We start from the raw sequence: 11,387 nt of genomic DNA, 5'->3' as shown, positions 1-11,387 counted from the left end.
ACCCAACCTCAACCCGCCGCCGAACCCCACCCCGCAAGACGACAACGATGGTCTGGCCCTCCGGGCCAGACCATCGTTTAACACCAGTCACCTAGCCTCTGTCGCGGTCCGAGGGCTAGGCAGTGACTAGCGGATCTTGGGACTGGGTCGTTGTACGGGTAGCGCGTTTCGATCTAACCGATCGTGAGTGGGCGATCTCGAGCCGTCGCTGCCTAAGCAGGGCGGGCGCGGCGGCCGTTGGCGTGATCATCGGCAGATGATCAACGGGATCTGTCGGGTGAAGCGACCGGTTCGCCGTGGCGGGACATGCCGGAGCGGTACGGGCCGTGGAGGACGGCGCATCTACGGTTCCGGCGGTGGGCTGAGGACGGTACGTGGGCTCGTCTGCGGCAGCAGGCGCTCGTAAAAAGGGGCTCGATCCGGCAGATTCTCAGGCGCGGCAGGGCCTGGTCGCTCCCGCGGGGGACTGACCACGAAGGGCGCGCCACGCGGATCACGCCCGGTCAGGCTGCCGATACCAAACAGCTGGTCGCGGCCGCCCGGTTCGGCCCACTGCCGGCGCCACGCCCGGCGGGCACGTATCTGGCCCGCCGGGAGGCGAGGGCGGTCGACCGGTTGCTGACCGGTGATCTGGAGCCGGCCGAGTACCGGGCGCTGATGGCCGCGGTCACGGCGCAGGACGCCGTGCCCCGCTGACGCTCGTTGCGGCCCGCTACGGCGGGCCGAGGGTGATGGTCCTGTCGCTCGGGGCGCCGACGGCCGTGGTCCTGGTCACCGCGCCGTCGCGGGTCAGGGTGCGCACCTCGCCGTCCCGGCCGGTGAGCAGCACGTCGTCGCTCACCCACACGGCGGCGAACGGGAACTCCACCCGCTGCCCGGTGAGCACGTCGAACCGCGACCAGTTGGTCGTCGTACCGTTCGGACCGTCCGACTCTCCGGGTTCGGGACCGGCGACGACGTACCGCCCGTCGGGCGACCAGGCGAACGGCCCGGCCGGCATCGCGGTCACCGGCAGCGACCTGGTGGGCTCACCGGTCTCGGCGTCGAACAGCTGCAGGCCGGTGACCTGCTCCAGGGCACCACCTTCCGAGCGGTAGGCGACGGCCATGACGATCTCCTTGCCGTCCCGCGTCCAGGTGAAGAAGCACCGGCTGCAGGGGTACCTGTCCGCGTCGATCCACTGCGTGCGCACCTTGCCCGTGCGCGCGTCGATCACCCCGAAGCCGACCTTGAACGGATCCTTCCGGGTCAGCCCGCCGACGAGCCGGTCGCCGGTCGGTGACCAGCTGTACGTGCCGATGAAGCCGGCCGGCTCGACGGTCACCGGGTGGCCGCCACGCACGTCCGTCACCTTGGCCTCGCTCGGACCGGGCCTGACCAGGAGCCGGTCGCCGGTCGGGGCCGGCTGGCCCTGGTTGCGCACGGAGATGTACCGACCGCTGGACCGCTCCAGCACCTGGTCCCCCTTCTCGATGACGACCCAGCCTCCGGGCAGTCCATCGGGGGTCCTGGGGCTCGGCACCTGCGTGGTCAACTGGGCCTGCGGCCGGCTCGATCCGGCGGCCGCAGGTGGCGGGGGCACGACGCCGGGGCGGGACAGGACCGCCCAGGGCAGCACGACGGCGATCACCGCCAGGACCGCGCCGCCGGTCGCGGCCAGCCTGCGGTTGCGCCGGATGCGCCGGCCCTCGACCATGCTGCGCGCGGCGAGCCCGGCGGACGGCTCGCGCAGCTCGCCGGACATCTCGTCGATCGTCTCGTGGAGCAGCTCTTCGAAGCGCATCAGTGCCGTCCTTCCACGAAATCTTCGCTCCAGTCGAGCTGCGGCACGAGTTCGCGCAGCTTGGCCAGCCCCCGCGAGGCCTGGCTGGCCACCGTGCCCCGGCGGCAGGAGAGGATCTCCGCGGTCTCCTCGACGCTGCGGTCCTCGAAGTACCGCAGGATCAGCACCGCCCGCTGCCGGGGTGGCAGCGTCTGCAACGCGTCACGCAGCAGCAGCCGCAGCGCGGTGTCGGTCTCCAGGTATCGGGAAGCGGCCCGCTCCGGCGGCTCCGCCACCGACACCTCGGCCTGCCGGCGCCGGCTGCGCCACCCGGACGCGAACTCGTTGTAGATCATGCGCCGCAGGTAGGGCTCCGGCTCGTCGATCCGCCGCCACCGTGCGAACGCCTTCGCCAGGGCGGTCTGCACGAGGTCCTCAGCGGCGTGCCGGTCGCCGGTCAGCGCGTACGCCGTCTTCAGCAACGCATGCGCGCGCTGCTCGACGAAGGCCGAGAACTCGGCCTCCAGTGGGTTCTGCACGACGGGTACCTCCTTCACCCCCCCTCAGACGCCAAAAGTGCCGGAAACTTTGCACTCAATCCGCACCGGGTGTCCGGACCCAGGCGGTGCGGCCGGTCCCGCTGGCCTGGGACGCATGGCGACACCTCGCGTTGCACGGCGACCCCGAACCGGTCGGGCGGTCGGTGCCGGTCCTGCCGGAGGCCCTGCCCGCGCTGCTCCCCGATCGCCGGCTCGAGCCGGACGGCAGCATCTTCCTCAGCGTCCCGGCCCGGTTGCCGGAGGTGATGCAGCCCTGGCCGCGTGCCATCTACGACCGGGACACCTTCTGATCCTTTTGCATTCATCGATTACTATGCGGTGACGCTCGATCACAGGGTGGCAGCATGGATTTTGCCGGGGTGCTGAGTGTTGCGTCGATCGTCCTTTCGCTGTTGTTCGTGGCGCGGCAGACCCGGGACCTGGCGCGGCAGACCAAGGTCAGTAACTCGATCGCAAGGGTCGGGTTGATCCGCGACATTCTTGAGCTGTCCCACACGTGGCACGGTGGCCTCGTCGAGAAGCCGCACCTCCGGCCGTACTTCTTCAGCAACAGGACCTGCGGCCCCGGCAATCCGGACCGGGTGGTCGCCGAGACCATGGCCGAGATGCTGGCCGACCTGCTCGACTACAACCTGACGGCGACGAAGTTGATGCCGGAGGCCGAGTTCTCCCAGGATTGGCATCGCTGGCCGCGGTACATGCTGCTCAGCAGTCCTATTCTCCGTGAGGTGCTGAATCGCCATCGCGAATGGTGGCCGGCGCTGGCCGCGCTGTACACGCAGTCCATTCCGGACGGGTTGCCGGACGGTGAGACGCCCACCGAGGAGGCCGTCCGGGACCTGCCCCATCCCCTGCTGGCGACGGGGCGCCCGCGAGGTCGGTGGCGGGTCAGCGGCCGCTGAGCTGGAGGCCCCAGGTGGTAGTGGACGGTCCGGCGGGCGTGGACGGCGAGGCTGCCCGCGGTGACGGCGATCGCCGCCCAGCGGCCGGCGGCGGCGCGGCCCCACGGGGGCATGATCAGCGCGGCGCCGGTGCAGCCGAGCGCGAAGTGCAGCCGCCGCCGGCGGCCGTCGAGGTGGGCGAGCTCGCCGAGCATGGCCTGGCCCCACTCGGCCCGCCGCGCGGACAGCAGGCCGGTCGACCAGCGCAGCAGCCGCATGGGCGGGTCCTGCGCCGGGCCGGTGAAAGTGATCGGTTCCTGTATCGGTGAGTGACCTGTCGGCGCGCGGGCTCCGCGTGGTGCGCTGGAAGCCATCGCTTCGAGGAGGGTCTATGTCATTCAGGATGAGGCGGCTCGGGCAGGTGGTGCTGGCAGGGCTCTGCTCGGCGCTGGTCGTGGCCGGTACACCGTCGGCGGCGCACGCCGCGTTGCCGCTGACGCAGGACGTGCCCAACAACACGTTCAGCCCGTGGGAGTGGAGTTTCAACGTGACCGTCCCGCGGTGGAACGCGGTGTTCGTGCACCCGTACCAGGGCGGCGACGAGGACCTGAGCATCACCAGGAGCGGGGTGCGGCTGGCGCAGACCGGGTCGACGCAGGTCAGCGTGCAGGCCGGGGCGAAGATGGACTTCATCGCGCTCAACAACCATTACCTGCCGCTCGGCACGTACACGGCCAACACCACGACCTACAGCGGCAGCCCGGCGTATCAGATCATCTTCCGGCAGTCGGCGGGGGTGATCACGCCGCACGCGTTCAACTCGCCGGTGCGGTTCGTGGCGTCGAGCACGAACGCCAAGGGGTACGCGATGCTCGGGACGATCTACGACCTGCAGACGCAGGAGGGGCAGGACCTCATCGTCTCCGCGGACACGCCGGGCGGGGTGTTCCTGGTCCAGGACTACCACACCATGCCGATCCCGACTCCCGTGCCGGCGGTCTGCTGCGTGCGGATCTCGGCGATCTCGCGGTGGTTCTCGCTGGAGTACCTGAAGGACACCGAGCGCTGCATCCGGGTCAGCGGCGACGGGTCGCTGCGGGGCCTGGTGGTGCTGTTCCGCGACGGGCCGGGTGACGCGGCGCCGCCGACCCGCCGGTTCAACGTGGAGTACGCCACGCCGGCCCAGGCGGAGTCGCGCGGCTGCCGATGGGCCACCATGCAAGAGTGACCACGGGGGCACACATGGAGGAGCGTGGATGATGCTGGACGGGAGCGGGGCGCTGGTGGTCATCGCCGCGGTGATCGGGCTCGGTCTCGTGGGCGTGATCGCGTGGGACTCGCGGGCGCTGCTCGCCACCCCGGTCGGGTGGGTGCTGCTGCCGATCGTGGTGGCGGCGTGGTTCGGCGGGGCGGCCGTCATCGGGCTCCCCGCCGACGTGCTGCTCGGGCACAGCGGCGCGGGCGCGATCTGGCCGGGGCTGGTCGCGGCGCCGGTCGTCGCGCTGGTGCTCGGCCGCCGCTTCCGTACGCCCGGCGAGAACACCGCCGGACAGATCTTCGTCCGCGCCGGGGTCCTGCTGGCCGCCTGCGTGCTCGCGAAGTGTGCCGCGTACGCGCTGGGCTTCCGGGTCTTCGACTTCTGGACCGGCGGCGCCGTCACGCTCGGCGCGCTGGTCGTGTGCACCGCGGTGTGGCAGTTCGCCGACATGGACGGCAGCGTGCACCTGTTCGTCCGGGCCGGCGTGATCCTCGCGGCCGCCGGGCTGGTCGGAGCGTGGGCCGCCGTCAACCACGTCCCGGTCGCCGGTGACCCCGGGACCGCGTCGCCGACGACGGTGGCGTTGATGCTGCTGGTACTGCCGCTGCTCGCCCTCGCCGGAGCCACCCTGACGATCGGGGTGCTGCGCCGGGTGCGCCCCGCCGAGGAGCCGCGGGCTCCCCGTACACCTCGGGCGGCGGCGGAACGGATGCCGAAGACGCACGAGGTGTGGAACGCGTTCGTGGTGTTCGAGGAGGACGACGACGAGGGCAAGGACCGGCCGGTGCTGGTCCTGACGGCGGACACCACCGGCGCCGACGTCCTGAAGATCACCAGCCAGGACAGGTCCCGCTCCGACGGCTTCCTGGCGCTGCCGCTGGAACGCTGCCACGGGGTGCTGACCAAGGACAGCTGGCTGCAGCTGCGGCCGACCCGGGTGCCGCTGGAGGAGTTCCGCAGCTACCGGGGCCTGTGCCCGCCGTGGATCTGGGCCGAGCTGCGCACCCGCGGCCTGGCCCCCACCGCCGCGGACCGGCCACGGGTGCCGCTCGTCAAGCAGCGCACCGGGTCCCGCTCGCTGCTGGACCGGCTCCGCAACCGCTGACGATCCTCGACCGCGGAGCCGGTCCTGACCTGATCAGCGCTCGTCGTCGAAGGTCACGGCTTCGTCCGGCAGCTGCGGGGCGGGCGCCGGCCACGGCTTCAGGCCCTGCACGACGGTGCTGTAGAAGACGTCGAAGGCCTTGATGACGCTGTTCACGAAGCCGCCCTTGACGCCGGAGCGTTGCAGGCCCATCGGGGTGCGGCGGCTGAGCTTGAACGTGGTGATCTCCAGCGAGCGGTCGGCGATCAGGATCGCCGGCTTCGCCCGGACGGCGCCGAGCTGCTCGCAGGTGGTCTCGGCATGGCCCGCGAAGCCGACCTCGACCACGACGTCGTTCGGCGCCTTGTCGAGCTGCCGAAGCAGCCAGGCCACCTTCCGCTGGGCGGTGCTGTCCTGCGGAGCGGCGATCTGGATCGCCACCTTGACCTGCTTGAGCTGCAGGTTGGCGGAGATCGTGACCAGGCCGGCGGCGCCCGGGATCTTCAGGGTCGCGTCGAGGACCTTCTGTTGCGCGAGCTTCGAGACGACCGTGCGCTGCCGCTCGGCGGGGTCCACGGCGAGCCGGCGAGGAATCGGGCTGGTGACCGTGACCCCGAGCTCGGCGGTGAGCTTCAGGCACAGGAACCGCACCAGGCGCAGCCACGCGCCGGCGACCGGGGGCACCTTGCGGTCGGTGGCCCGCAGCGTGCTGGCGATTGCCGAGTCCCGTACCGACACCCACGCGGGACCCATGTCGTCGAAGCCGGACGCACCGGAGCGGGGGTGCTGCAGATATTTGATGAACTCGGACAGGATCCAGGCCTGCATCGGCGTCTCGACGCCGCGGTGGTCCAGCACCATCCGGGCCTCCTGCAGGACCTCGGCCCATGACAGGTGCAGCATGCCGACCTTGCGGAGCTTGCGCTTGTCGACGTCGACAGGGTGCTCGCCCGCGCCGGGGGCGATCTCGTTGGACAGGGTGACGACCGCGTCGTAGCCGCGGATCCGGGCCACGTCGAGGTACTTCTCGACCTGGTCGCGGCCCAGCTGGGAGGTGCCGGTCTTGACCTCCAGCAGGCAGGTCCACAGGCGGCTGCCGCGCGCGACCCTGATGACGCCGTCCGGGATGACCTTCTTGTCGTCCAGCTCGAACCGCACCTCGGCGAACGTCTCCACCGTGCCGGCGGGGGCGCCGAGCCGGGCGACGATGCCACGGGCGAACGGGCGGACCGCGTACATGGTCGCCAGCAGCGCCGACGTGGCCCGCTTCTCCTGCTCCTCGGCGGCGCCGACACCGGCGACCGAGAAGAGCCGGGCCGCCTGCCAGGTCGAGTCGCCGGCCAGGACGGGTTTCGGCGGGGTGATCCTGGTGGTCCTGGGTTGCCTGGTGCGCACCGCCTTCGCCCGTGGGGCGGTGACGGGCGGCGCCTCGTCCTGCGGCTCCGCGCCCGCCTCGTCCAGCAGCTCCGCCGGGCTCTCGTCCAGCACGGAGGTCGTCTCGTCGAGGATCGGAGCGGACCCCTCGGCGCCGAAGTCCGCGTCGTCACCGACGGAACCGTCGATCCCGGCGGCGTCGTCGATCCCGGCGGCATCGTCCGCCGCGGTGGAATCGCCAGCCAGGGACGGATCTTCGACGGCGATGTATTCCATGTCGACCGGGGCGAAGTCCGCGTCGTCGGCGGACTCACCGACGGCGATGGGATCGCCGTCATCGGCGGTGGGATCGCCGTCATCGGAGGTTGGATCGTCGTCGATGCTGACGCCGAAGGAGGTAGCGAGGCCCGCGAGACCGGAGTCCCAGCCCTGCCCGACGGCGCGGACCTTCCAGGCGCCGTTTCGCCGGTACACCTCGCCGAACACGAACGCGGTCTCGACGCTCGCGTCGGTGATGTCGTACCTGACGATCGGTGTTCCCGCGTCGTCCACCGCCACGAGATGCATTCCGCTCAGTTCGCCGAACGAACCCCGATCGAGGCTCGCCGCGATGACGATGGCATCGACATCGGTGGGCACCGATTCGAGATCGACCGCGATCCGCTCCTGGACACCCTCCTCCGTGACGCTCGCACCGAGGTGGCGCACCGATCCGTCCGCAGAGGTCGGCTGGTTGTAGAAGACGAAGTCAGCGTCCGAGCGGACCTTTCCGCCGGCCAGTAACAATGCGGACGCGTCGATCGCACGGTCGTTCGAGGAATCCTGCCACCCTACGACTATCTGCAGGCCGTCGGCCTCTGCGGGAAGTTCGAGATTGGCGCCTTTGAGAATGCTCGGGACCTCCATCGGGGCAGTATCGGCCCGGGAGAATGCCGGGCGAAACCACGCATGCGAAATCATCGCTGAAGAGCGGAGCGGATCTCCCCGAATGGCCCCGTGCCCGCCGACCGGTGGGACGGCGGGCACCCCCGTTCGGAGCGGATCAGTCGAGCGGGAAGGCGATGTCGCAGACCTCGTCGGCCGGGCCGGCGGCGCCGAAGTCCGCGAAGTACACCTCGCGCGGCGACGTGCTGACGGGCAGGCCCTGCCCGGCGACCCACTGGCCGACCGCGTCGAAGGCGGACAGGATCTGCGGGTAGCCGACCTGCGCCTTGGTGATGCGGGTGTACGCCTCGCGGTGTGCCGGCTCGACCCGGACCGCGCTGTCGACGGGGCCGGTCGGGCTGACGGGCAGGCAGATCTCGACGGGTCCGTCGCTGTCCTCGTTGACCTCGCCGTGGTAGATGATGAAACAGGGGCCGACGACCCCGTCCCCGTGGCCGGCGGCGGCCTTGAGCAGGCGGCCGATGGCCTCGTCGATCCAGGCCGGCAGGTCCTGCGCCTTCACGTGCCGCTGTTCGGTCAGCACCGTCTGTTCCGGCACGTCGCGGACCTTCACCTCGTACATGCTGAGTCCCTCACGATCGTCGAGCAGCCGGCTGCGCAGATGGGCGGCGATCTCACGGCGGACGGCCGTCGCGTGCTCCTGGGCGGACCAGTACTCGCCGATGAGGGCGGCCTGGGTCCGCGGGTCGCCGGCCGCGACGATCGCGGCGACGGTCGCCAGGGGCATCTCGAGACGGCGCAGCCTGGCGATCAGCCTGGCCGTCTCCAGCTGCTCCGGGCGGTACCAGCGGTAGCCGTTGTGCTCGTCGACGGCCGCGGGCAGCAGGAGGCCCTGCCGTTCGTACAGCCGCAACGCCTTCGGCGAGAGCCACGACCGCCGTGCGAACGATCCGATGGTGAGCAGCTCCTCGTCCACCTGCGCTCCTTCCGGGCCGGGCGGTCGCCCGGCGAGACCCAGGGTCGGGCTTGCCCAAGGGGCAAGGTCAAGCCGGCGTATCTCGGGTGCGGCCGGCCGGCGCTTCGGTCAGTATGGAAGCAACCCACGTCGACTTGAGGAGCGGACATGCGCACAGGGATCACGTCCATCCGGAAGGGAGTCATCGACGCTGGGAAGGACCTGACCCTGCATGCCCACCCTCAACCTCGGCATCGTCGCCCATGTCGACGCCGGTAAGACCAGCCTGACCGAGCGGCTGCTGTTCCGCGCCGGCGTCATCGACCGGATCGGCAGCGTCGACGACGGCAGCACCCAGACCGACTCGCTCGCCCTCGAACGGCAGCGCGGCATCACCATCAAGTCCGCGGTGGCGTCGTTCGCCGTGGGCGGGGTCACCGTCAACCTGATCGACACGCCCGGGCACCCGGACTTCATCGCCGAGGTGGAGCGCGCGCTGCGGGTCCTGGACGGCGCCGTCCTCGTCGTCTCGGCCGTCGAGGGCGTGCAGGCGCAGACCCGGATCCTGATGCGCACCCTGCGGCGGCTGCGCGTACCGACGCTGATCTTCGTCAACAAGATCGACCGGCGCGGCGCGCGGCACGAGGACCTCCTCGCCGACCTCGCGGCCAAGCTGACGCCCGCGCTCGCGCCGATGGGCCGCCCGACCGGTCTGGGCACGGCGTCCGCGGCGTTCGAGCCCGGCACCGACCGGCTCGCCGAGGCCCTGGCCGAGCACGACGAGACGCTCATGGCCGCCTTCGTTCATGACGCGGCGGGTGTACCGCTGCGGCCCGCGCTGGCCACGCAGACGGCCGCGGGGCTGGTGCACCCCGTGTATTTCGGTTCGGCCGTGACCGGTGCCGGCCTCGACGCGCTCGTCGACGGCCTGGCCACGGTCCTGCCCCCGGCCGGCGGCGACCCGGACGGCCCGCTGTCGGCGACGGTGTTCAAGGTCGAGCGCGGCCCGGCCGGCGAGAAGATCGCCTACGCCCGGGTCTTCTCCGGCACGCTGCGGGTCCGCGACCAGCTCACGCAGGGCAAGGTGACGGCGATCGACGTCCCCTCGGGCGGCAGGACGGTCCCGGCCGGGTCGATCGGGAAGCTGTGGGGGCTGAAGACGGTCCGGATCGGCGACACGCTGGGCTGCTCACCGTCCCCGGACGGCGCGCAGCCGCAGTTGTTCGCGCCGCCGACCTTGGAGACGGTTGTCGTGCCGCGGGACCCGCGGGACCGGCCGCGGCTGCACACGGCGCTGGCGCAGCTCGCCGAGCAGGACCCGCTGATCGACCTGCGGGTGCTGCCCTCCGCGCTGTCGGTCTCCCTCTACGGCGAGGTGCAGAAGGAGGTCATCGAGGCGACGCTCGCGGACGACTACGGCATCCCGGTGTCGTTCCAGGAGTCGACGACCGTCTACGTCGAGCGCGTGACCGGCACCGGCGAGGCCGTCGAGCTGCTCGGCGAGCCGGGCAACCCGTTCCTCGCCACCGTCGGCCTGCGGGTCGAGCCGGCCGACACGTTCTCGTTCGCGCTGGACGTCCCGGTCGAGTCGATGCCCATGTACGTCTACAACAGAACCACCGAGTTCTCGGCCGCGATGGAAGGGTACGTCCGCGACACGTTCCGCCAGGGCCTGCTCGGCTGGACCGTCACCGGCGCGAAGGTCACGATGACGGCGTCCGGTTACCAGCCTCCCGGCAGTACCGCCGCCGACTTCCGCAAACTCACCCCGCTGGTCCTGATGCGCGCGCTGCGCGACGCCGGCACCCGCGTGTGTGAGCCCGTCCACCGCTTCCACCTGGAGATCCCCGCCGACACCACCGGCGCCGCCCTCGCCCTCCTCGCCAAACTCGGCGCCGTGCCGCTCTCCCAGCAGGCAGGCCGGTTCTTCGAGGTGACCGGCACGATCCCGGCGGTGCGGGTCCGCGACCTGGAACGCCGGCTGCCCGGCATCAGCCACGGCGAGGGCGTGCTCACCTACGCCTTCGACCACCACCGCCCGGTCCGCGGCGCCCAACCGTCGCGCCCCCGCACCGACCACAACCCCCTCGACCGCAAGGAGTACCTGCTGTGGGTCTCACGCCGCGTCGCCGTCCCTGACCCCGCCCTCTAGCTCCCGCTTCAGCCTGGCGAGGGTGGTCCGCATGCCGTCCCGGTTCGCCGCCGGCCGCGCGCCGGCCACCTTGCCGGTGAAGATCCTGCCGAGCACCATGGCACCCCGGACACGCTGGTCGATCCAGTACTGCGTGACCTCCGTGCCACCGCCGGCGCCCTCCGCGAGCCGGAACCCCCACCTGGCGACCGGCATCCCGAACGTCGTCACGTCGAACGCGAACTCCGCGCCCGGCTCCGCGGCCACGACCCTGCAGGTGGTGAACCAGACATACGCCCCGCGCCGGTTGAACCCGACGAACCGCCCCGGCAGCCCTTCCGACCGCGTCAGCACCCAAGCGGCGAAGCACTCGGGGCTCCACCTCGCCATCCGCCGCACGTCTGCCACCGCCCGGAACACCACCTCGGGCCCGACGGCGACCGTGACCCGCTCGACGACCTCGTCAGCCATCCCAGCCCACCCATCCACGCTCCGAC

General features: G+C 71.4%; 10 protein-coding genes and 1 pseudogene. 6 read left to right on the top strand and 5 right to left on the bottom strand.

From position 1 onward, the window contains the following. Positions 1-122: 122 nt before the first annotated feature. Positions 123-393: pseudogene (locus ACZ6TV_RS48540) on the top strand (transposase); the annotation flags it as partial. Positions 394-712: 319 nt separating this feature from the next. On the opposite strand, the gene ACZ6TV_RS48535 reads toward ACZ6TV_RS48540, so the two are convergent. Together ACZ6TV_RS48535 and ACZ6TV_RS48530 are read right to left on the bottom strand one after the other, a co-directional pair. Then, on the bottom strand, positions 713-1,783 hold the full coding sequence (locus ACZ6TV_RS48535) for a TolB family protein (protein WP_465307275.1): 1,071 nt from the start codon (positions 1,781-1,783) through the stop codon (positions 713-715). Further along, entirely contained in the window at positions 1,783-2,301 is a 519-nt protein-coding gene (locus tag ACZ6TV_RS48530) for a SigE family RNA polymerase sigma factor (protein ID WP_465307273.1), read from the bottom strand. Before ACZ6TV_RS48530 ends, ACZ6TV_RS48535 begins: the two co-directional genes overlap by 1 nt. Positions 2,302-2,387: 86 nt before the next feature. Between ACZ6TV_RS48530 and ACZ6TV_RS48525 the strand changes: the two genes are divergently transcribed. The 4 genes from ACZ6TV_RS48525 (at position 2,388) to ACZ6TV_RS48510 (ending at position 5,566) form a co-directional block, all read left to right on the top strand. Continuing rightward, positions 2,388-2,612, top strand: a complete 225-nt coding sequence (locus ACZ6TV_RS48525) for a hypothetical protein (protein WP_465307271.1) — start codon at positions 2,388-2,390, stop codon at positions 2,610-2,612. A 54-nt stretch (positions 2,613-2,666) separates the two neighbouring features. After that, positions 2,667-3,224 carry a hypothetical protein gene (locus ACZ6TV_RS48520; protein WP_465307269.1) on the top strand — a complete coding sequence of 186 codons (558 nt, stop codon included), beginning with the start codon at positions 2,667-2,669 and terminating at the stop codon, positions 3,222-3,224. A 370-nt stretch (positions 3,225-3,594) separates the two neighbouring features. Then, positions 3,595-4,431, top strand: coding sequence for a hypothetical protein (locus ACZ6TV_RS48515; protein ID WP_465307267.1), 837 nt, complete (start codon positions 3,595-3,597; stop codon positions 4,429-4,431). A gap of 28 nt (positions 4,432-4,459) precedes the next feature. Next, positions 4,460-5,566, top strand: a complete 1,107-nt coding sequence (locus tag ACZ6TV_RS48510; RefSeq protein WP_465307265.1) for a hypothetical protein — start codon at positions 4,460-4,462, stop codon at positions 5,564-5,566. A gap of 33 nt (positions 5,567-5,599) precedes the next feature. Here the strand turns inward: ACZ6TV_RS48510 and ACZ6TV_RS48505 are convergent, their stop codons facing one another. Beyond that, positions 5,600-7,825: a TerD family protein gene (locus ACZ6TV_RS48505; protein WP_465307263.1), complete on the bottom strand. Its 2,226-nt coding sequence runs from the start codon at positions 7,823-7,825 to the stop codon at positions 5,600-5,602. A gap of 136 nt (positions 7,826-7,961) precedes the next feature. Continuing rightward, positions 7,962-8,780, bottom strand: a complete 819-nt coding sequence (locus tag ACZ6TV_RS48500) for a MerR family transcriptional regulator (RefSeq protein WP_465307261.1) — start codon at positions 8,778-8,780, stop codon at positions 7,962-7,964. A 211-nt stretch (positions 8,781-8,991) separates the two neighbouring features. Here ACZ6TV_RS48500 and ACZ6TV_RS48495 point away from each other — a divergent pair, with 211 nt between their 5' ends. Further along, positions 8,992-10,911 carry a GTP-binding protein gene (locus ACZ6TV_RS48495; RefSeq protein WP_465307259.1) on the top strand — a complete coding sequence of 640 codons (1,920 nt, stop codon included), beginning with the start codon at positions 8,992-8,994 and terminating at the stop codon, positions 10,909-10,911. Here the strand turns inward: ACZ6TV_RS48495 and ACZ6TV_RS48490 are convergent. Beyond that, a complete protein-coding gene (locus tag ACZ6TV_RS48490; protein WP_465307257.1) occupies positions 10,876-11,361 on the bottom strand; it encodes an SRPBCC family protein in 486 nt (161 codons plus the stop codon). The genes ACZ6TV_RS48495 and ACZ6TV_RS48490 overlap by 36 nt on opposite strands. Positions 11,362-11,387 lie beyond the last annotated feature (26 nt).

This window comes from Dactylosporangium sp. NPDC051087, from assembly GCF_055586325.1.
Note: the sequence above shows the minus strand (reverse complement) of the source record. Positions and strands in the feature narration are given on the sequence as shown.

Bases quoted from the DNA above. Each gene is read 5' to 3' on its own strand.
- ACZ6TV_RS48535 (WP_465307275.1), bottom strand. From the start codon at position 1,783: ATGCGCTTCGAAGAGCTGCTCCACGAGACGATCGACGAGATGTCCGGC.
- ACZ6TV_RS48520 (WP_465307269.1), top strand. From the start codon at position 2,667: ATGGATTTTGCCGGGGTGCTGAGTGTTGCGTCGATCGTCCTTTCGCTG.
- ACZ6TV_RS48515 (WP_465307267.1), top strand. From the start codon at position 3,595: ATGTCATTCAGGATGAGGCGGCTCGGGCAGGTGGTGCTGGCAGGGCTC.
- ACZ6TV_RS48510 (WP_465307265.1), top strand. From the start codon at position 4,460: ATGATGCTGGACGGGAGCGGGGCGCTGGTGGTCATCGCCGCGGTGATC.
- ACZ6TV_RS48505 (WP_465307263.1), bottom strand. From the start codon at position 7,825: ATGGAGGTCCCGAGCATTCTCAAAGGCGCCAATCTCGAACTTCCCGCA.
- ACZ6TV_RS48495 (WP_465307259.1), top strand. From the start codon at position 8,992: ATGCCCACCCTCAACCTCGGCATCGTCGCCCATGTCGACGCCGGTAAG.
- ACZ6TV_RS48490 (WP_465307257.1), bottom strand. From the start codon at position 11,361: ATGGCTGACGAGGTCGTCGAGCGGGTCACGGTCGCCGTCGGGCCCGAG.